The organism is Serratia sp. TSA_198.1 (assembly GCF_052686505.1).
In genome coordinates this window covers 1,234,647-1,253,851 of record NZ_JBQZFP010000001.1, presented here as the reverse complement: position 1 = coordinate 1,253,851, position 19,205 = coordinate 1,234,647, and the positions used below count along the sequence as shown (strand labels likewise).

Here is a 19,205-nt window from a genome sequence, read left to right as displayed (position 1 = left end):
GAAAATCAGGGGTAGCGGAAACGCCACCCCCTTTTTTTAGCCTGAGGGTGGGTTATGTACTACGGTTTCGATATGGGCGGCACCAAAATTGAGCTGGGCGTGTTTGATGCGGATCTGAATCGCATCTGGCAAAAACGGGTGCCGACGCCGCGTGACGATTACCGGCAATTGCTGACCACGCTGCGTGACCTGACCCTTGAGGCGGATGAGTTCTGCGGCCAGCGGGGCAAAGTGGGTATCGGCATTCCGGGGTTGCCCAATGATGACGGGACGTTGTTCACCTCCAACGTCCCGGCGGCGATGGGGCAGCCGCTGCCGCGCGATTTGGCGGCGCTGATTGGTCGCGACGTGCGCGTCGACAACGACGCCAACTGTTTTGCGTTGTCGGAAGCCTGGGACGAAGAGTTCCGCAATTATCCGACCGTGCTGGGCATTATTCTGGGCACCGGGGTGGGTGGCGGGCTGATCGTGGAGGGCAAAGTGGTGTCCGGGCGCAATTACATCGCCGGTGAATTTGGCCACTTCCGCCTGCCGGTCGATGCGCTCGAGGTACTGGGGCGTGATATACCTCGCGTTGCCTGCGGTTGCGGTCATCAGGGTTGCATCGAAAATTACATATCGGGCCGCGGTTTTGAGTGGATGTACGCTCACTTTTATCAGCAGCACTTGCCTGCGCAGCAGATCATTGCGCATTATCAGGCAGGCGAGCCGCAGGCGGTGGCTCACGTTGAGCGTTTTATGGACGTCCTGGCAATATGCCTGGGGAATTTGCTGACCATTATCGATCCGCATCTGGTGGTGATCGGCGGCGGGTTATCGAATTTTGAAGCGATCTACCAGGCGTTGCCACAACTATTGCCGGTGCACTTGCTGCGCGTGGCCAAGCTGCCGCGGATCGAGAAAGCACGCTACGGCGATGCCGGCGGCGTGCGCGGGGCGGCGTTCCTCAATTTGGTACGCCCAAAGTAATTGGCGTTGCGGCTAGGCGGCAAATGCGTGAGTCCCCGGGAGCTTACTCCGGTAAGTGACCGGGGTGATGCATGCAGCCAACAACGCTGCAACGTCAAGTAAGAAGGGCAAACAGGGAAAGGTAAGGAGAGAGTTAATGCACACTCGCCATCGGTTGTGTCAGTTTCGTAAGAGCAAGCATGTGCTGCATCAGCGCTTTCGTTCTCGTATTTTCCATCGCGACACCATGGCGGCGGCCGAGCTGAAAAAGCCGTTTGTGGTGGTGTTGACCGGGGCCGGTATTTCGGCGGAATCGGGTATCCGCACCTTCCGCGCTGCGGATGGGCTGTGGGAAGAACACCAGGTGGAGGATGTCGCTACGCCGGAAGGCTATCAGCGCGATCCACAACTGGTGCAGGCGTTTTACAATGCGCGCCGCCAGCAACTGCAAATGCCGGAAATCGCGCCTAACGCCGCGCATCGCGCGCTGGCGGATTTGGAAGCCTGGCTGGGGGATAACTTCCTGCTGGTGACGCAGAATATCGATAACCTGCATGAACGCGCTGGCAGCAAACGGGTGCTGCATATGCACGGCGAATTGCTGAAAGTGCGTTGCACCAGTTCCGGGCAAGTATTTGATTGGCCGGAAGATCTCAGCGTGGACGATCGCTGCCATTGCTGCCAGTTCCCGGCACCGCTGCGCCCGCACGTGGTGTGGTTCGGCGAAATGCCGCTGGGCATGGACGAAATCTATCAGGCGCTGGCCAAGGCTGACTTTTTTGTCGCTATCGGCACTTCGGGCCATGTTTATCCGGCGGCCGGTTTTGTCCACGAGGCCCGGTTGGGCGGGGCACATACCATGGAACTGAATCTGGAACCCAGCCAGGTGGAAAGTCAGTTCGATGAAAAACACTATGGCCAGGCCAGTGAAGTGGTGCCGCGCTTTGTGCACAAATTCCTGGTAGGGAAAGTCGAACGGGCCGATCGGCCCTAATCTGCAGTTCAGAGCGCACCCGCTGCGCTCTGGTCTTGCCTGCCGAGCGGCCGCTATTTTTACTTAATGGGCAGGGGGCGCGGTGAATTTCAAACAGGTATTCAGCCAGGCGGATCTGAGCAAAACGGATCTCACCATCCTCAACGCTATTTTCGACAACCCGGATGCTTGCATCGATGACGGCATCCGGGCGGTTTCCGTCCGCTGCCACAGCTCGCCTTCAACGCTGGTGCGGCTGGCAAAGAAACTCGGTTTTCGCGGTTATCTGGAACTGGTGTATTTCATCAAGTTCAACCTGGTGATGGCGCCGGCGTTGCAGGGGGAACCGCAACAGGTCGTCCCGGCCGATGAAAAGCAGCAGGCGCAGTTTCTCGATATGCTCGACAGCGGCAAGATCCTGATCCACGGCAGCGGCTTCTCGCAACTGGTGGCGCAGTATATGTACAACAAATTTATGACGTTGGGCATCGATAGCTATCTGTCGCTGTGGCCGGATTTCGAGATCCTCGATCAGAAGATGCGTTTCCGCTTTGATATGGTGATTGTGATTTCAAAGTCAGGCAACAGCAATTCGGCACTGAGCTGGAGTGAGGCGGTGAAGCGCAACAACATCCGGCTGGCGGCGTTTTGCGGCGACGGCGACAGCCCGCTGGCGCGGCAGGCAGACATGACCTTTCTTTATGAAGACCGGCAGAAATACGACCACGATATTTACTACCCCAATCCGTTTTTCGGCCATTGTCTGCTGGGGTTTGAGAACCTGGTCAAGGCCTGGTTTGAACGGCGCATCCCCTGAAGGCATGCGCCGCGTCGCTTAACGCCAGTGCTCGGCATACTGGTGATGGGCCTGAAGATATTCCTCGACCAGGGTTTTCGCCAGCGAATAAGAATTCACCAGCGGGTGCACCATCAGCGCCTTGATGGCCTTCTGGCGATTGCCCTCCAGGATGGCCGCGACCGCCAGGCGTTCATACTCTTTGACCTGCGCGATCAGGTTCTTCTGGGTATCGGGGATATCGCGCATTTTCACCGGGTGAATGCCCGCGTTGCTCAGTTCGCAGCTGATTTCGATCACGTCCTCCGGGTGCAGGAAATCGAGCGTGTCATTGTTTTGCATCGACACCACCACGCGTTTTTGCTGACCGTTATTCACCGCTTCCAGAATGTCTATCGCCACCCCGGCGTAACCGCCGCTGTCTGGCTGTTCGATAAACTGTTGCAGCGTCAGCATCTCCCGCTCTTTCACTTTGCCCTTGCTTGATTCGCGCTGCATATAAGAGTTTTCACGCGTCAGATAGTGGCTGAAATACAGGCTGAAGGCCTGATCCAATTGGTGGGGGATGTCCAGTTCGGCAAGATCCGCCAGCATTTGCCGGTTAATCTGCGCAATCTGTTCGCCACGGGTTTCGCCGGCACCGACGATGGCGGCGATCGCCTGCTCGCGGTAGTAGTAGTAATACAGGTACTCGTTGAGCATCAGGTTGTCCGACAGCGCCACCAGCTCCGGCGAGAAGTATTTCATGCAGGTATCGCGGTAAAGACGCGGATCGGCCAGCAGTTGCCCGGTGACCTCCTGGCCGTTGACCCGTACGTTGCGAAACCACGACAGGTGGTTCAGCCCAAAACAGTCGACGCTCAACTCGGCCTCGCGGCAACCCAGCAGCTCCGCCAGTTCACGGATGAATTCGCTGGGCGCGTCGCAAATGCCGTACACCTTGCATTTGAAGCCGGATTTGATGATCGCTTCGGTCACCATGCCGGAAGGGTTGGTGAAGTTGAACAGTACCGCGTCCGGCGATGCCACTTGTTCGATCAGGCGGCAGTAATCGATGATGGCCGGAATGGAACGCATCGCCATGGCGAAACCGCCCGCGCCGGTGGTTTCCTGCCCCAACACCTGATGGTTGAGCGCGATGCGCTCGTCATGAATGCGGCCTTCTTCGCCGCCGATGCGCAACGTGGTGATGATGTAATCGGCGCCGCTCAGTGCCTGGCGGGCATCGCTGCTCAGGCTGAAGGCGATGTCGTTGCGGATGCGTTCGAACACTCCCTGTGCGATAGCGCCGTAAACGGCGAGTTTTTGCCGGTCGGTATCCATAAACACCACTTCGGTCACGCCGATGCGGTGCGCATTATAGGCGATGGATTTGGCCAGGAACGGCGAACGTACGCCGCCGCCGCCCAGAACGGTTAATTTCATGACAAGTCTCCCTAGGAATAAACGTTATAATGCCGCTAAATATTTTTCGACCTGATTCTTTACCTTGCCGACGGTGACGCCATAGATCACCTGGACTTCATTGCGATTTTTCACCACGCCTTTGGCGCCGGTGCTTTTTAATGTGGGTTCGTCAATAAGCTGCATATCCTTTAACTCTACCCGTAACCGAGTAAAACAGTTATCGACGGAAATAATATTGCTCTTGCCGCCGAGGGCGCGAATAATAATGCCGCTTAATTCGTTCGGCTGGTTTTTGCTATTTTGGTAGTCCTGTTTTGAATAGAGTTTGACCTCATCGTCATCCTCACGCCCCGGGGTTTTTAAGTTGAGTTTCAACACCAGGGTTTTGAACACCAGGTAATACACGGCGAACTGCACCAGACCAATCACCACATACAGTGGCCAGCGCGTGAGAGCGACCGGCAGCGGCAGGTTATACACCAAAAACTCGATCAGGCCGCTGGCGCCCCAGGGGCGTACTTCGAACAGATTGCACGCCACCTGCGACAGCGCGGTCAGCACCGCGTGGATCACCCACAGCAGCGGTGAAATGAACAGGAAGGTGAACTCTATCGGTTCGGTAATGCCCACCAGAATCGAGGTGGTGATGGCCGGGATCAGTATGGCTTTGGCCAGCATTTTCTTCTCGGGCCGGGCTGTGCGGTAGAAGGCCAGCGCCGCGCCGGACAGGCCGAAGATGGTCACCATGCCCTGTTGCGAAAAGCGCAGCGCTTCGTTCATCAGCGGAGAGATGCCGGGGTCGCGCATATAGGCGAGGAAAATCGCCTGTGAACCGGACACCGTGTGGCCGTCCTGAACTATCGACCCCCCGATGCTGGTGAGTTGAAACGGCGACCAGATAAAATGATGCAGCCCGGTGGGGATCAGGAATTTTTCGAAGAAACCGTAGACGAACACGCCGAGCGAACCGGAGCTTTTCATAAAGCCGGTCAGGGCGATCAGGCCGTGCGAAATGGCCGGCCACAGGTAGCTGAAGCCGACGGCGTAGAGCATAATCACCGGCGTCATGGCGATCAGCACCAGTTTGGAACCGCCGTAGACCGAGAACACACCGTTTAGCTCCACGTTGCACAGTTTGTTGTGCACCCAGGCGATGGTGATGCCGAGGATCAGGCCGAGGAAAATGCCCATATCCACCACGGTAAAGCCCAGCAGCTCGGTTTGCCCGGTGCCGTAATATTCCCCGTTAATTTTCTGCGCGACGTGGCCGCTCAACTGCAAATAGGAGGAGTTGGCACCGAGGAACATAATAAAGCACATCACGGCAACCAGCGCCGCTTCGCTTTTTTTATCCTTTGCCAGCCCGTAAGTGATGCCAATACAAAAAATGAGCCCGAGGTTGCCAAACAACGGCCAAAAGGTATCCCCGATCATTTTGCCGATATGAAATACGCCGGAGTTTTCATTCACCAGCGTGGCGTTGGTAAGAATAGAACTTAATGCCAGAATCAAGCCAATCACCGGCAGAAAAAATATCGGCCCCATCATGGCTTTTGAGAAAGTCTGCAGCTTGCTTAAGATATTATCAATAATACCTTTCATAGCAGTTCCTTTTTTATTTTTTAGTGGATAACGACGTTGCTGATAAAGCTCCCCGGTGTGGCGAAAATAAAAGCATAAGAACGCGGTAATCTTTGCCTTGAATTAGTTATAGGTGGAATGATTTGGCGTTGCAATCGGTTGCCCGAAAAAGGTACCTGTGGTCAGCGGCTGACAACAGGTACCAGGCGTGAAGGGGATCACATCAGTGCGCCCGCGGCCTCCGGGCTGGAGAGCGCCGGTGAGATTGCACGCATCTCAGGAATTAATGATTTCCGTTAATTCTGGTTAAAAATGACCTGTCTCAATATTTGATCCGGATCGGTTCCGCATAATGAAATGCGATATTCTGAGGACGGATACCATGAATAAACTACTTGATCGCTTTTTTAACTACGTCTCTTTCGACACGCAATCTAAAGCGAACGTCAAACATGTGCCGAGTACCGACGGGCAACTGAAGCTGGCGCGTGCGTTGCAACAGGAAATGATTGAACTGGGGTTTGAACGGGTGTCGCTCAGCGAGCACGGCTGCGTGATGGGGACTTTGCCAGGCAACGTTGCCTGGCCGGTGCCGGCCATTGGATTTATTTCTCATCTGGATACTTCACCGGACTTTACCGGCAAGCACGTTAATCCGCAGGTTGTCGAAAATTACCGCGGCGGCGATATCGCCCTGGGCATCGGCGATGAAGTGCTGTCGCCGGTGATGTTCCCGATCCTGCACCAAATGCTGGGGCAGACGCTGATCACCGCGGAGGGCAAAACGCTGCTCGGCGCCGATGACAAAGCGGGCATTGCCGAAATCCTGACCGCCATGGTGCGTTTGCAACAGGGCAACATACCGCACGGCGATATTCGCGTGGCCTTTACCCCGGACGAAGAAGTGGGCAAAGGGGCGCAGCTGTTCGACGTAGAAGAGTTCAACGCCGAGTGGGCTTATACCGTCGACGGTGGCGGCGTCGGTGAGCTGGAATGCGAAAATTTCAATGCGGCCTCGGTGACCATTAAAATTGTCGGCAACAACGTTCATCCCGGCAGCGCCAAAGGCGTGATGGTTAACGCGTTGTCGCTGGCGACCCGCATTCAGCAGGTGTTACCGGCGGATGAAACCCCGGAAACCACCGCCGGCTATCAGGGGTTCTACCACCTCAGCAGCATCAAGGGGAGCGTTGAACGTGCCGAAATGCACTATATCCTGCGTGATTTCGAGCGCGAAGGTTTTGAAGCGCGCAAACGCCGGATGATTGAAGTGGCGCGCCAGGTGGGCAAAGGCCTGCCGCGTGATTGCTACATCGAAGTGACAATCGAAGACAGTTATTACAACATGCGCGAGCACGTGGCTGAGCATCCGCATGTGATCGCGCTGGCGCAGCAGGCGATGCGTGATTGCGATATCGAACCGGTAATGAAGCCGATTCGCGGCGGCACCGACGGGGCGCAACTGTCGTTTCGCGGCCTGCCATGCCCGAATCTGTTTACCGGCGGCTATAACTTTCACGGCAAGCACGAGTTCATCTCGTTGGAGGGCATGGAGCAGGCGGTAGCGGTCATCATGCGTATCGCGGCGCTGACGGCCGAGCGCGCCAGAGAGCGTTGATTGCCGTTGTCATAATAGCTTGCCGCAACAACGATTTGCTCCTAGTGTTTGTGAACATCTTTTCAGCGCAAGGACTTGCATTATGAGCACCGAACACCGTATCGATAGCCAAAGCCTTGAACAATTTGTACAGGCCATTTGGCGCCACGCCGGCAGCACGGCTCGGGAGGCCGCGCTGGTGGCGGAGCATTTGGTGCAGGCCAATCTGGCCGGGCATGATTCGCATGGCGTCGGCATGATCCCAAGCTATATGGCGTCGTTGGCGGAAGGGCAGTTGCAGCTTAACCTTCATGCCCAGGTGGTGCGTGATGCCGGCGCGGTGCTGACGATTGACGGCGGCCAGGGATTCGGCCAGGTGGTGGCCAGTGAAGCGATGGACAAGGGGATCGAACGCGCCCGGCAGTTGGGGTTGGCGGCGGTGGCTTTGCATAACTCTCACCATATCGGCCGCATCGGCCACTGGGCCGAGCAGTGCGCGCGCGCCGGTTTTATCTCCATTCATTTCGTCAATGTGGTGGGTGATCCTATGGTGGCACCGTTCGGTGGCAGCGATCGCCGCTTTGGCACCAACCCGTTTTGCGTGATTTTCCCGCGTGAGGGTAAAAAACCGCTACTGCTGGACTTCGCCACCAGCGGCATCGCCTACGGCAAAACGCGCGTAGCCTACAACAAAGGCCTGAGCGTGGCGCCGGGCTACCTGATTGATCAACAAGGCCAGCCGACCACGGAACCCAGCGTGATGCACGAACAGCCGTTTGGTTCGCTGCTGCCGTTCGGTGCTCACAAGGGCTATGCGTTGGCTACCCTGTGCGAAATTCTCGGTGGCGCGCTCTCCGGTGGCCGCACTACCCATAACGCCACGTTGAAAACCGACAGCAGCGCCATTTTCAACTGTATGACTACCATCATCCTCAACCCGGAAGCCTTTGAAGCGCCCGAGATGCAGACCGAGGCCGAGGCCTTTATCGACTGGGTCAAGGCTTCGCCGCCAAGCGACGGCAAGCCGATTGAGGTACCGGGCGAATGGGAAGACGCTAACCGTGAGACGAGGTTGCAGCGGGGGATCCCGATAGACGACAACACCTGGCGGCAGATTTGCGCGGCAGCGAAACAGGTCGGCATGCCGGAAAACGAGCTGGACGGCTACCGGGCGCGGGCGTTGCCGGTATAAAAATGGCCCGCGCCCGTTCGCGTGCGGGCAGAGGAAGGGATGAGGCTCAAGATTCGTAAGCTATTTTGTAGCTCTTGCCTGCTCGCTCGATACGTGCAAAACCGAGTTCCCCCAGGTGCATGCCGGCGATAAGCGTTTTGTCCGAGCTGACGATATCCAACAGCTTTGATCGTGTCTCGGCGGAAACAAGCGGATCCTGGTCAAACGCAATGGATACGTCGGGGCGAGCAATCTGGATATGGGGGAAATGAACGATATCCCCCCAAATCAACAGACTGCCACTATCGGATTCGAGGCGATAACCGGAATGCCCGGCGGTATGCCCCGGAAGGGGGAGCGCACTGATGCCAGGGAGAACTTCATTATCCGTAAACGTGCGGATCCTCTGCCGATACTTATCGAACACCTTGCGCGCAAACAGAAAATTTCCGCGAGCGCGCTCACTCGCCCGGCTGAGATTGCCGTCGTCCTCCCAGAAAGAAACCTCATGCTGGTGGACCACTAACTCTGCAACGGGAAAGGCGGCTTCCCCTGACGGATCCACCAGCCCCCCGACATGATCGGGATGCGCATGAGTCAGAAGGATCGTATCAATGTCGCAGGGGCATACGCCGGCCAGTGCAAGATTCGCTTTCAGCTTGCCGCCCCATTGCTTAAATCCCCCAGCCCCAGCCCCAGCGTCAATCAAGATCGTGTGGCCACGGCCCCGAACCAAGTAACAATTGACATGAATAGAAGAGGGATCCTTCACCCCCGCGTTTTGCTGCAACGTTGAGGCATCCATGGGATCGATATTGGAGAGCGAATCGAGACCCGTGGAAAGGTATCCGTCACTGATGGCCGTGATCGAAAATGCCCCCATCTGCCGGCTTGGAAATGTCATGTCATTCATCACCGTATTCCTCACTGATACTGTTTTTTGTCAGTTGACCTGCCATTGGCACATAGAGGTGCGTGCCCTTCGGAAGCGGTTCCAGGCTCAGGTCAATGGCGCAGCCCAGCTTTGCCAGCCACCGAACTTCAGGGGATTTCTCCAGGGCGACAGCCTGCATCCGATAAGGCGTGAGACCCATTTCGATGAGCGGTTCCGGGCCGACTGCACTCGTCACCAGATGTTCGTGTTCACCGATGGCCGGGGCACGATCAAGGCCAGCATAAAGATTGCGGTGCCAGTCGGTGATGTGCTGCTGCCAGCGCGCGAAATTGCCACCGCCTTTCTGACGATACTCATCTCCCTGGAGCACATCGAGACTGTCGATCGAATGAAGGGCAAGGTAGACAGGGCAACCGGCGCTCAACGCCTTGAAACGCTGCGAGGTATGGAAACCGCTCACCGATATGAGCGCGGGCAGTTTTTCCTGACTATAAAAATCATTCCACTCTGCTTCACTGGCGGGATCGGCAAAGTTACATTCGACTGTATAGATCATTAGATCACTCTCGACGGGATGTCTTGTTGACGTTAAGTCATGGTAGAGCGCTAAAGGCAGCGAACAAATCGATTTTTCGGTATGCTTCAGTGATAAAAAATCAAGGTGGGCCAGCCGCCGGGGCCCCAATCAGGAACGCTTATGCGCCGGAAGATCCCTAGCAACACTTCATTGATGGCATTCGAGGCTGCTGCTCGTCATGGCAGCTTCGCGCGCGCGGCGAACGAACTGTCTCTAACCGAAGGCGCTATCAGCCGTCAGATTAGTCGCCTGGAAACCTTCCTTGGCGTCACGCTGTTCGAGCGAATCGGCAATCGCGTCCGGCTCCTGCCGAACGGGGCACGCTATGCGACCCAAATCCGTGAGCTGCTTGACCGCCTGGATCGGGACAGCCAGTACCTGACAGGACAGCCGAGCGATGGCGCAAGCCTGGACATTGCTGTCATCCCGACTTTCGCGATGCGATGGCTCATTCCTCGCCTGTCACACTTTCGGCAGCAGCATCCGAACATCACTGTGCATCTCTCCGAACGCATGGAACCCTTTGTCCTGACCGGGAGCGGGTTCGATGCTGCAATCCATTTCGAGCACCCGGCCTGGACGGGAATGCGGACTTACCCCCTGTTGGATGAGGTGCTGGTGCCGGTTTGTCATCCTGACATTCTGACGGGAAGCGAAGGGACAAGCGTACTGGATAACCTGCCGCGCCTGCACCGCCGGCAGAACCCTGAGGCCTGGCAACGCTACTCTCAGGAGACGGGGATCCCTCTGACTCATCCTGCGATGGGGGCACGCTACGATCTTCATGCCATGTTGATCGAAGCGGCATTGGCCGGTCTCGGTGTTGCGTTGGTGCCGCGCCTTTACGTTGATACCGAACTTGCATGCGGAAGGCTGGTCGCGCCGTGGCCTGAGGGGAAAACGATCGCCAAAACCTTCAGTCTCATTCTCCCAGAGCCGATCGGATTAAGCAGTGAGCCGATACAAGCGTTTGCTCAATGGATACTGGACGAAGCCAAGAAAGACACGAGGGTTGAGTCGTAGGAAATGCCGTTCCTGAGTTTGATGACAAAGTTGTCTTTGAACCCGAGACACCTGGGCCTAGGTTCGGTGCCGGGGGCGTGATGAAAAAAAAGCCACCTGCCGAAACGGGTGGCTCTATCCGACAATTATCGGGTTTAGTCGTTGAAGTACCAGTAACCGCTGTTGATCAGCGCGGTGAGTGTGGCCAGGAACGACGGATCGTCGATGGCTTCGCCCAGCATGGCGGCGTTAACGCTGAAATGCTGGCACAGCGCGTCGGCGGCTTGCAGATGTTCGGTATCAATCAGCTCACCATTCACAAAGCACTGGTCGCCAACGCGCAGCACGCGCAGGCCGCCCAGACGTTGCAAGGGTTCACCCTGTTGCAGCAGCTCGTAGATTTCTCCGGCCTGATACGGCGGCTCCGGCGGTGCTGCGTCCAGCTCGTGGCGGGTCTGGGAAATAAACTCACCGAACCAGTGCTGGAAGTGTTCCGGTTGTTGAACCAGATCCAACATCATCTGGCGCAGGGCGTCGACTTCCTGCGGCAAGATCTGCGCCGGTTGGTCGCGCAACTGAATGTCCGGATCGCTGTAACGTTGGCTGCCCAGCTCGCGTGCCAGCACGTAATCGGCAAAGCCGCTGATCAACTCGCGGCCGTTCGGTGCGCGGAAACCCACCGAGTAATTCAGCGCATTTTCCAGCGCGTAGCCTTCATGCGGGAAGCCCGGCGGGATATACAGAATGTCGCCCGGCTCCATTTCTTCGTCGATAATGGCGTCGAAAGGCTCAACCTGCAGCAGATCCGGATGCGGGCAGTGCTGCTTCATCGGCACCTTCTCGCCTACGCGCCAGCGGCGACGGCCGGTGCCCTGAATAATAAAGACGTCGTACTGATCGAGGTGCGGGCCAACGCCGCCGCCCGGGACCGAGAACGAAATCATCAGGTCGTCCATCCGCCAGTCCGGCAGTTGGCGGAACGGGCGCATCAGCGCGCTGGAAGGCTCATGCCAGTGGTCCACCGCCTGTACCAGCAGCGACCAGTTGTTCTCGCTCAGGTGGTCAAAGCTCTCGAAGGGACCGTGCGCAACCTGCCAGCGGCCGTCCTGGTGGCTGACCAGGCGGCTATCCACTTCGTTTTCCATCGCCAGCCCGGCCAGCTCATCCGGGGAGATTGGATCGATAAAGTTTTTGAAGCCGCGCTTCAGAATTACCGGACGCTTTTGCCAGTAACGTTGCAAAAAGTCGTTCCAGTCGAGATCTAATTGATAATCCATGTTCTATTCCAGCAGAAAGGAGTGAGCCTGAGTGCGATTATAACGGAAGTTTGGCCCCGTGGATCGGGGCCGGAACGACAGAATTTATTCGTGATGATGGGAATCGTGTTGACGGGCGAAGGTGACCTGCATGCGCGCACCACCAAGCGGGCTGTCGCTGATGGTGATGGCGCCGTCATACTGCTCGATAATCTCCGCCGCAACGGATAACCCCAACCCCTGGCCGGGGCGCAGGGTGTCTACGCGCTGACCACGTTGGAAGATCAACTCGCGTTTGCTTTCCGGAATGCCCGGCCCGTCGTCGTCGATCACGATGGTGAGGTTTTTATCGGAGTGGAGTGAGGTGATTTCAACGAACTCAAGGCAGTATTTGCAGGCGTTTTCCAACACGTTGCCCATCACTTCCATAAAGTCGTTCTTTTCGCCCATAAAGGTCACTTCCGGCGAAATATCCAGCGTGATCACCACGCCTTTACGCTGATACACCTTGTTGAGCGCCACGGTGAGGCTGTCCAACAGCGCGGGCACGGAGTGGATCTCACGGGTCAGTACCGTTTGCCCCGAACTGATGCTGGCGCGATGCAGGTAGTAACCAATTTGCTGCGAGATGCGGCTGATTTGGTCCAGCATGATCGGTTCGACCTCTTCGATGGTGGTCTGCTTGCCGGTGCGCAGCGAACGCAACGTGGTTTGCAGCACCGCCAGCGGCGTTTTCAGGCTGTGGGTCAGGTCGGACAGCGTGGTGCGGTATTTGGTGTAACGCTGGCGCTCATTGCGCAGCAAAATATTCAGATTGCGCACCAGCCCGCGCAGTTCGCTGGGGGGATTTTCGTCGAGCTGCTCGCGTTCACCGTTCTCCAGCTCGCCCACCTGATTCACCAGCGCCTTGATCGGGCGCAGGCTCCAGTAAGCCGCCAACCACAACAGCGGCACCACCAGCAGCAGGTTGGCCAGCAGCACATAGCTGAACCATTCCCAGACCACGTCCGAACGCTGCAGCTCCTGCGGAATGGTGTCGACCACCACTATGGTCAGCGCGGGCAGCCGCGAGGTTGCCGCGTAGGTGTTGACCGCCACTGAGTGGGTCAGTGCGTTTTGGTCGTTGTCGTCATAGTTTTTCAACTGATCCTGGGCTTTGGGGTTGTTGCCCAGCACTTCGCTACTGATGCGGGTATCGGTATCGATTTCGTAGAAGTCGGATTTTTCCAGCCACTCTTTGTTGATGCGCTTTTCCAGCTCCGGCAACTGGCGCTGGCTCCACAGCAGATTGCCCTTGTCGTCGTAAATAAACACCAGGGTAGGAAAGTTGAGATCGAGGTCGGGTGGAATGGCGATAGTGAGCTTGTTGTCTTTCCATTGCGCCAGGCTGAAGAACAGGTTGCTTTCACCCCGCAGCAGGCGGAAGGCGGTCTTGTCGAAGCTGACGATATAACCGACTACCGCGACCATGCCGTAGGACAGCGACAGCGCCAGGATCACCCCGGCGGTCGCCATCAAAAAGCGTGCACGGAGTGAAAAAGGTTTTTTATTTTTGTTGAACATCATGTTCACTTCGCATCAAAACGATAGCCCTGGCCACGAACCGTGGTGATCACTTCCTGTGGATATTCAGCCTGCAGTTTTTTGCGCAGGCGGCCCATCAGCACATCGATGGTGTGGCTCTCGCGCAGTTCCGCATCCGGATAGAGTTGCAGCATCAGCGAATCTTTACTGACGACTTTGCCGGCGTTGCGGATCAAGGTTTCGATGATGGTGTATTCAAACGCGGTCAGTTTGATTTGCTGTTCCCCGACGCTCAGCTCGCGGCGCGACAGATCGATCTGGAACGGTGGCAAGACGATCACTTGGGAAGCCAGGCCGCTGTTGCGGCGCATCAATGCCTGCATGCGGGCAATCACTTCTTCCAGGTGAAACGGCTTGGTGACATAGTCGTCGGCGCCGGCTTCCAGCACAGCCACTTTGTCTTGCCAGCTTTCGCGCGCGGTCAGCACCAAAATGGGCAGCTTCATCTGGTGAGCGCGCCAGCGGCGGATCAGGCTCAGGCCATCTTCGCCCGGCAGACCCAGATCGACAATTGCGATGTCCGGCGCATGTTCTTGCAGGAAATAGTCGGCTTCCTTGGCATCTTCTGCAGCATCGACCTGATGACCCATTTCACGCATCTGCACGGAAAGGTGGTGGCGCAGCAAACCGTTATCTTCAACAACCAATACTCGCATGGCGGACTCCTGTGACTATGCGGGTGAACATCCTGTCACCCCGCTATAAAAGTAACACGCTCTTCAGCGCGTGAGGGATAGCGCGGCTACTTACCCATCTGATCGTTAATCTTGACGCTATGGTAGGTAGAACCCGCTGTTACCGCAAGAGACGCAGAGCGTTGGCGGGAAATAAGCGCTATCAATTTTATGTTCGCCGTCATTATCGGCAACGGCTAATAAACGCCGGATAAACAATGGCGGAGCAAAGTTAAACCAAACTTAAACCGTCGGGTGTTGAAGGATTGGGCTAAAGCCCGGAACCCACTGGCGTTTTGCGTAAGTCAATGCATGAGATACCGAGCTGAAGGAGGGGCAGTGCAGGGGGAAAGGATTGGGGAAGAAAAAAGTCGTTTAAAAACGCCGTATTCGCAATCTGGCGGGTTCAGGTCAATGTCCTGGCATGACCGCGAAGGGACTGAAATAAGGTAAAGTAGGGCGTAAACGGCCCCCGCCCTCTGACCGGAGCACCATGAAACACAGCAGCCCACCCACTTCCCCGGACGCCCTACAGGCAAGCTTTGCCCGGCATTTGCAACAGGGCATGACGCGCAAAGCGGCGCTGCATCTGGCCATCAAACAGCAGGTGACGGCGGGGGAGCTGCCATATTTGGCGAAACTTCCGCCCAGCCGGGTGTTGGCTGCCCGGCTGGGCGTTTCTCGCGATACCGTCGAGGTGACCTACGCCCAACTGGAAGCCGAAGGCTACATTGCCCGCGCGGTGGGGCGCGGCAGTTTTGTCAGTTATCAGCGAAGCACCCTGATTGGCCGCGAGTTGTTGGCGGCCGATGACGCCGAAAGCGCACTGCTGACGGAGCGGGAACTGAGCGCGCATGGTCGCTCGTTGCTGGTGGCCGCCCATGCGCCGCATACCAGCCGCGCCAGTTCGCTCACGCCGTCACTGCCTGACCTGCGGCTGTTCCCGATAGATAGCTGGTTGCAATTGGAAAGGCTGGCGGTTCGGCAGTACGGCGAACGTCTGTTGGGCTATGCCGATCCCCAGGGAGTGGTGGAGCTGAGGGGCGAAATCATTGAGTATCTACGGCGCGAAAGGGGCGTTAAGGCCAGTGTGGAGCAGGTGATCGTGGTGACCAGCTCCCAACAGGCGCTGTCGCTGTGTACCCAGGTGTTGTTCAATCCTGGCGACAGGGTCTTTGTCGAAGAGCCGGGTTATCAGGGGGCGAAAAAGCTGGTGCAGTCTGCGGGGATCATCGCCCAGCCTGTCGCGGTCGATCATGACGGAATGGATATTGATGCATTAATTGATGCGCGCCATCGTGGGCGTGGCGTGTATGTCACGCCATCTCATCATTATCCGCTGGGGCATTCGCTCAGCATCGACAGAAGATTGAAACTGCTGGAATGGGCGCAGCAGCACAAGGCCTGGATTATTGAAGATGATTACGATTCCGAATTCAATTATGACGGGCTGACCAGGGCTTCGCTTCAGGGGCTGGATAAATACCAACGCACGCTGTATATCGGCACCTTCAGCAAAACCCTGTTCCCGGGGCTGCGCATCGGTTTTATCATCGTTCCGCCACAGTTAATCAAGCCTATGGTGGCTGCCAAACAATTCCAGGATGGTTATACCTCCGCGTTGCCGCAAATGACCCTATTCCGCTTTTTAAATGGCGATTTTTATGCCGAACACTTAAGGAGTATGCGCAAGCTGTATAAGGCCAGGCTCGATATTTTGCATGCGGCGGTCCATCAGTATCTTGCTGCCTGGACCCGGCCGCCGCTGCCGCAGGGTGGGTTGCAATTGGTGTGCCCGTTGGCGGATGCGGCTACCGAGCGGCGTTTGATTCAGGCCGCCGCCGCGCAGGGAATGAAGGTCTATGGGCTGGCGGATTTTTACACCGGCCAGCCTCGGGAAGGGGCGCTGGTATTTGGCTTCTCGGCCTACACGCCGGATGAAATCGTAAAATTCATCAAAAAATTATCCGCTATTTTCAGCGCGCTGCCGCAGGCCGATTAATGGCGTTTATGTCGTCAAAATTGGTCTGCTCACTGTTGTGAATTGGTCTGTATTCAGCCTGCGATCGCCGGTGTACCCTGTTGGCATTAGGTTATTTCTCCTGTGGAAATAATATCTTAAAACCAGAGAGGCATTATGCACCCAGTAAACAATGGCGTTGTGGTACGCAAAATACAAAACGGCGATAAATCGCAGTGGTTGGATCTGTGGCAGGGATATCTTCATTTTTATCGTGCGGACATTGCCGCGCAGGTCACCGAACACACGTTTGAACGCTTATGCTCGGATCAGCAGGTTTATGGGCTGGTGGCGGAAGACGCAAACGGCAATCTTCTGGGGTTGATGAACCTGATTTTCCACCCTTCAACCTGGAGCTCCGCCGGTTATTGCTATATTGAAGATCTCTATGTTTCCCCGGTGGCGCGCGGCAAGAAGGTGTCCGAGAAGTTATTTGAGCAGGCTTATCAGCTTGCCAATGAAAGGGGCAGCGATCGGGTTTACTGGATGACGCAGGAATACAACGCCCCGGCGCGTTCGCTGTACGACAAAATAGGCAGAAGAAGCTCGTTCATCATCTATACCCGTTAATTACAGGTTGCGAGGGGCTTATGGCGTTCAATCAATTCGGGCAGCCGGTGGGCGAGCCATTAACCGATTGGCGGGCACCGCAACGGCCTGCCGGAGAGCCGCTTGACGGGCGATTTTGCTTCATGAAGTCGCTTGATCCGCAGCGGGATCACGCAGCCCTGTTCCGCGCATTCCAACTGGCCCCGGATGGCCGGGACTGGACCTATTTATCCGCCGAACGGCCGGACAGCCCGGCGGCGATGTTGCAGCACCTGACCCAGCTTCAGGCCAACCCCGCATTGGTGAACCTGACGGTGTTCGATAGCGCAAGCCACGCACCGGTCGGCACCGTAGCTTATATGCGCATCGATGAAGGCAACGGTGTGCTGGAGATTGGCCACGTCAGTTGGTCGCCGGCGATGAAGCAACGCTCCAGCGCAACGGAGGCCGTCTATCTTATGCTGCGTCACCTGTTCGATGACTTGGGTTATCGCCGCTGTGAATGGAAGTGCGACAGCCACAACGCGCCATCCAGACTGGCGGCGGCAAGGTTCGGTTTCAATTACGAGGGCCGGTTCAGGTATGCGGTGATCACCAAGGGCCGCAGCCGCGATACCGACTGGTTCGCCATCACCTCGGATCGCTGGCCGGCCATTAAAGCCGCCTTCGAGCAGTGGTTAAGCCCAGGCAACTTCAACGCGCAGGGGCAGCAGAAACAGCGCCTGCAGGCATTTATGCGCTGAGGTTCTAAAATACGAAAGGCGGCCATTTGGCCGCCTTTTTGCTTTCTGACCAGACCGATTATTTCAGCTCGTCAACCATAGTGGCGGCGCGGCCAATGTAGTTAGCCGGGGTCATGGCTTTCAGGCGGGTTTTCTCTTCTTCCGGCAGCGCCAGACCGTCGATGAACGCCTGCATGCCGGCGGCATCCACGCGCTTGCCACGGGTCAGCTCTTTCAGCTTCTCGTACGGCTTTTCGATGCCGTAACGGCGCATTACGGTCTGGATCGGCTCGGCCAGCACTTCCCAGTTATGATCCAGCTCGTCCAGCAGGTGCGCCTGGTTCACTTCCAGCTTGCTGATGCCTTTCATGGTCGCCTGATAGGCGATCAGCGCATAGCCCAGGCCCACGCCCAGATTACGCAGCACGGTGGAGTCGGTCAGGTCGCGCTGCCAGCGGGAAACCGGCAGTTTGCTGGCCAGATGGCTCAGCACCGCGTTGGACAGGCCCAGGTTGCCTTCGGAGTTTTCGAAGTCGATTGGGTTGACCTTGTGCGGCATGGTGGAAGAACCGATTTCACCGGCGATGGTCTTCTGCTTGAAGTGATTCAGGGCGATGTAACCCCAGATATCGCGGTCGAAGTCGATCAGGATGGTGTTGAAGCGCGCCACGCAGTCGAACAGCTCGGCGATGTAGTCGTGCGGCTCGATCTGAGTGGTGTACGGGTTCCAGGTGATGCCCAGCGAGGTGACGAAGGTTTCGCTGAACTGGTGCCAGTCCACTTCCGGGTAAGCGACGATGTGGGCGTTGTAGTTGCCGACCGCACCGTTGATTTTACCCATGATCTCAACGCGTTCCAGCTGACGGAACTGGCGTTCCATCCGGTAGGCCACGTTGGCGAATTCTTTACCTACGGTCGACGGGGTCGCCGGCTGGCCGTGGGTGCGGGACAGCAAAGGAATATCGCGATATTCCAGCGCCAGGCCCTTGATCGAATCGATGATTTTGCGCCAGTACGGCAGCACCACGTCCTGACGTGCGGTTTGCAGCATCAGCGCGTGGGACAGGTTGTTGATATCTTCTGAGGTGCAGGCAAAGTGGATAAACTCGGAGACCGCCTGCAGGGCAGGGACGGCTTCCACTTTTTCCTTCAGGAAATACTCAACCGCTTTCACGTCGTGGTTGGTGGTGCGTTCGATAGTCTTGATGCGCTGCGCGTCTTCTTCGCTGAATTCTGCGACGATCTTGTCGAGGAAAGCGTTTGCGTCGGCGTCAAAAGCGGGAACTTCCTTGATTTCTGCGCAGGCGGCCAGTTTTTGCAGCCAACGTACTTCAACCTGCACGCGGAATTTCAGCAGACCGTATTCGCTGAAAATGGTGCGCAGTGCGCTGACTTTATCACCGTAGCGTCCATCAACGGGTGAAACGGCGGTCAGTGAGGATAATTCCATCGG

The 19,205-nt window shown here is 56.8% G+C and carries 17 protein-coding genes; 9 read left to right on the top strand and 8 right to left on the bottom strand.

Going from position 1 to position 19,205, the window contains the following annotated elements; all coding sequences use genetic code 11:
- Nucleotides 1–54 precede the first annotated feature (54 nt).
- The 3 genes from nagK to ACUTSW_RS05910 all read left to right on the top strand — a co-directional run bounded on the left by nagK (nt 55) and on the right by ACUTSW_RS05910 (nt 2,738).
- Nucleotides 55–969, top strand: a complete 915-nt coding sequence (gene nagK / locus ACUTSW_RS05920) for an N-acetylglucosamine kinase (RefSeq protein ID WP_445583929.1) — start codon at nt 55–57, stop codon at nt 967–969.
- A 136-nt stretch (nt 970–1,105) separates the two neighbouring features.
- Nucleotides 1,106–1,942 carry a Sir2 family NAD+-dependent deacetylase gene (cobB, locus tag ACUTSW_RS05915; protein ID WP_062870548.1) on the top strand — a complete coding sequence of 279 codons (837 nt, stop codon included), beginning with the start codon at nt 1,106–1,108 and terminating at the stop codon, nt 1,940–1,942.
- 82 nt (nt 1,943–2,024) lie between these two features.
- The gene (locus tag ACUTSW_RS05910) at nt 2,025–2,738 is read left to right on the top strand and encodes a MurR/RpiR family transcriptional regulator (RefSeq protein ID WP_445583928.1); all 714 of its coding nucleotides are present in this window, start codon (nt 2,025–2,027) and stop codon (nt 2,736–2,738) included.
- Between the two features lie 18 nt (nt 2,739–2,756).
- Here ACUTSW_RS05910 and ACUTSW_RS05905 read toward each other — a convergent pair whose 3' ends face one another.
- Nucleotides 2,757–4,142 carry a family 4 glycosyl hydrolase gene (locus ACUTSW_RS05905; RefSeq protein WP_445583927.1) on the bottom strand — a complete coding sequence of 462 codons (1,386 nt, stop codon included), beginning with the start codon at nt 4,140–4,142 and terminating at the stop codon, nt 2,757–2,759.
- Between the two features lie 24 nt (nt 4,143–4,166).
- Nucleotides 4,167–5,726 (bottom strand): PTS transporter subunit EIIC, encoded by a 1,560-nt coding sequence (locus ACUTSW_RS05900; protein WP_062870551.1) that lies wholly within the window; start codon nt 5,724–5,726, stop codon nt 4,167–4,169.
- A 361-nt stretch (nt 5,727–6,087) separates the two neighbouring features.
- Here ACUTSW_RS05900 and pepT point away from each other — a divergent pair, with 361 nt between their 5' ends.
- Both pepT and ACUTSW_RS05890 read left to right on the top strand, forming a co-directional pair.
- Nucleotides 6,088–7,323 carry a peptidase T gene (gene pepT, locus ACUTSW_RS05895; RefSeq protein WP_445583926.1) on the top strand — a complete coding sequence of 412 codons (1,236 nt, stop codon included), beginning with the start codon at nt 6,088–6,090 and terminating at the stop codon, nt 7,321–7,323.
- An 82-nt stretch (nt 7,324–7,405) separates the two neighbouring features.
- Nucleotides 7,406–8,494 (top strand): malate/lactate/ureidoglycolate dehydrogenase, encoded by a 1,089-nt coding sequence (locus tag ACUTSW_RS05890; RefSeq protein ID WP_445583925.1) that lies wholly within the window; start codon nt 7,406–7,408, stop codon nt 8,492–8,494.
- Nucleotides 8,495–8,540: 46 nt separating this feature from the next.
- Here ACUTSW_RS05890 and ACUTSW_RS05885 read toward each other — a convergent pair whose 3' ends face one another.
- Nucleotides 8,541–9,386 (bottom strand): MBL fold metallo-hydrolase, encoded by an 846-nt coding sequence (locus ACUTSW_RS05885; RefSeq protein WP_445583924.1) that lies wholly within the window; start codon nt 9,384–9,386, stop codon nt 8,541–8,543.
- Nucleotides 9,379–9,924 carry a sugar ABC transporter gene (locus ACUTSW_RS05880; RefSeq protein ID WP_445583923.1) on the bottom strand — a complete coding sequence of 182 codons (546 nt, stop codon included), beginning with the start codon at nt 9,922–9,924 and terminating at the stop codon, nt 9,379–9,381. Before ACUTSW_RS05880 ends, ACUTSW_RS05885 begins: the two co-directional genes overlap by 8 nt.
- A 141-nt stretch (nt 9,925–10,065) precedes the next feature.
- Here ACUTSW_RS05880 and ACUTSW_RS05875 point away from each other — a divergent pair, with 141 nt between their 5' ends.
- Nucleotides 10,066–10,968: a LysR substrate-binding domain-containing protein gene (locus ACUTSW_RS05875; RefSeq protein WP_445583922.1), complete on the top strand. Its 903-nt coding sequence runs from the start codon at nt 10,066–10,068 to the stop codon at nt 10,966–10,968.
- Nucleotides 10,969–11,102: 134 nt separating this feature from the next.
- Here the strand turns inward: ACUTSW_RS05875 and ACUTSW_RS05870 are convergent, their stop codons facing one another.
- The 3 genes from ACUTSW_RS05870 to phoP all read right to left on the bottom strand — a co-directional run bounded on the left by ACUTSW_RS05870 (nt 11,103) and on the right by phoP (nt 14,443).
- Nucleotides 11,103–12,224 carry a ribosomal protein uL16 3-hydroxylase gene (locus ACUTSW_RS05870; RefSeq protein WP_197927475.1) on the bottom strand — a complete coding sequence of 374 codons (1,122 nt, stop codon included), beginning with the start codon at nt 12,222–12,224 and terminating at the stop codon, nt 11,103–11,105.
- A gap of 84 nt (nt 12,225–12,308) precedes the next feature.
- Nucleotides 12,309–13,766: a two-component system sensor histidine kinase PhoQ gene (gene phoQ, locus ACUTSW_RS05865; RefSeq protein ID WP_445584450.1), complete on the bottom strand. Its 1,458-nt coding sequence runs from the start codon at nt 13,764–13,766 to the stop codon at nt 12,309–12,311.
- Between the two features lie 5 nt (nt 13,767–13,771).
- Nucleotides 13,772–14,443 (bottom strand): two-component system response regulator PhoP, encoded by a 672-nt coding sequence (phoP, locus tag ACUTSW_RS05860; protein WP_004943295.1) that lies wholly within the window; start codon nt 14,441–14,443, stop codon nt 13,772–13,774.
- A gap of 511 nt (nt 14,444–14,954) precedes the next feature.
- Here phoP and pdxR point away from each other — a divergent pair.
- The 3 genes from pdxR (at nt 14,955) to ACUTSW_RS05845 (ending at nt 17,773) form a co-directional block, all read left to right on the top strand.
- Nucleotides 14,955–16,463: a MocR-like pyridoxine biosynthesis transcription factor PdxR gene (gene pdxR / locus ACUTSW_RS05855; protein WP_445583921.1), complete on the top strand. Its 1,509-nt coding sequence runs from the start codon at nt 14,955–14,957 to the stop codon at nt 16,461–16,463.
- A gap of 135 nt (nt 16,464–16,598) precedes the next feature.
- A complete protein-coding gene (locus tag ACUTSW_RS05850; protein WP_197912789.1) occupies nt 16,599–17,051 on the top strand; it encodes a GNAT family N-acetyltransferase in 453 nt (150 codons plus the stop codon).
- 20 nt (nt 17,052–17,071) lie between these two features.
- On the top strand, nt 17,072–17,773 hold the full coding sequence (locus tag ACUTSW_RS05845; RefSeq protein ID WP_445583920.1) for a GNAT family N-acetyltransferase: 702 nt from the start codon (nt 17,072–17,074) through the stop codon (nt 17,771–17,773).
- Nucleotides 17,774–17,831: 58 nt separating this feature from the next.
- On the opposite strand, the gene purB is transcribed toward ACUTSW_RS05845, so the two are convergent.
- Nucleotides 17,832–19,202, bottom strand: a complete 1,371-nt coding sequence (gene purB, locus ACUTSW_RS05840) for an adenylosuccinate lyase (RefSeq protein ID WP_004943305.1) — start codon at nt 19,200–19,202, stop codon at nt 17,832–17,834.
- Nucleotides 19,203–19,205: the final 3 nt, after the last annotated feature.

Excerpts from the sequence above, each read along its gene's own strand:
- nagK (WP_445583929.1), top strand. The coding sequence starts at position 55 with ATGTACTACGGTTTCGATATGGGCGGCACCAAAATTGAGCTGGGCGTG.
- cobB (WP_062870548.1), top strand. The coding sequence starts at position 1,106 with ATGCACACTCGCCATCGGTTGTGTCAGTTTCGTAAGAGCAAGCATGTG.
- ACUTSW_RS05905 (WP_445583927.1), bottom strand. The coding sequence starts at position 4,142 with ATGAAATTAACCGTTCTGGGCGGCGGCGGCGTACGTTCGCCGTTCCTG.
- ACUTSW_RS05900 (WP_062870551.1), bottom strand. The coding sequence starts at position 5,726 with ATGAAAGGTATTATTGATAATATCTTAAGCAAGCTGCAGACTTTCTCA.
- pepT (WP_445583926.1), top strand. The coding sequence starts at position 6,088 with ATGAATAAACTACTTGATCGCTTTTTTAACTACGTCTCTTTCGACACG.
- ACUTSW_RS05890 (WP_445583925.1), top strand. The coding sequence starts at position 7,406 with ATGAGCACCGAACACCGTATCGATAGCCAAAGCCTTGAACAATTTGTA.
- ACUTSW_RS05885 (WP_445583924.1), bottom strand. The coding sequence starts at position 9,386 with ATGAATGACATGACATTTCCAAGCCGGCAGATGGGGGCATTTTCGATC.
- ACUTSW_RS05880 (WP_445583923.1), bottom strand. The coding sequence starts at position 9,924 with ATGATCTATACAGTCGAATGTAACTTTGCCGATCCCGCCAGTGAAGCA.
- ACUTSW_RS05875 (WP_445583922.1), top strand. The coding sequence starts at position 10,066 with ATGCGCCGGAAGATCCCTAGCAACACTTCATTGATGGCATTCGAGGCT.
- ACUTSW_RS05870 (WP_197927475.1), bottom strand. The coding sequence starts at position 12,224 with ATGGATTATCAATTAGATCTCGACTGGAACGACTTTTTGCAACGTTAC.
- phoQ (WP_445584450.1), bottom strand. The coding sequence starts at position 13,766 with ATGTTCAACAAAAATAAAAAACCTTTTTCACTCCGTGCACGCTTTTTG.
- phoP (WP_004943295.1), bottom strand. The coding sequence starts at position 14,443 with ATGCGAGTATTGGTTGTTGAAGATAACGGTTTGCTGCGCCACCACCTT.
- pdxR (WP_445583921.1), top strand. The coding sequence starts at position 14,955 with ATGAAACACAGCAGCCCACCCACTTCCCCGGACGCCCTACAGGCAAGC.
- ACUTSW_RS05850 (WP_197912789.1), top strand. The coding sequence starts at position 16,599 with ATGCACCCAGTAAACAATGGCGTTGTGGTACGCAAAATACAAAACGGC.
- ACUTSW_RS05845 (WP_445583920.1), top strand. The coding sequence starts at position 17,072 with ATGGCGTTCAATCAATTCGGGCAGCCGGTGGGCGAGCCATTAACCGAT.
- purB (WP_004943305.1), bottom strand. The coding sequence starts at position 19,202 with ATGGAATTATCCTCACTGACCGCCGTTTCACCCGTTGATGGACGCTAC.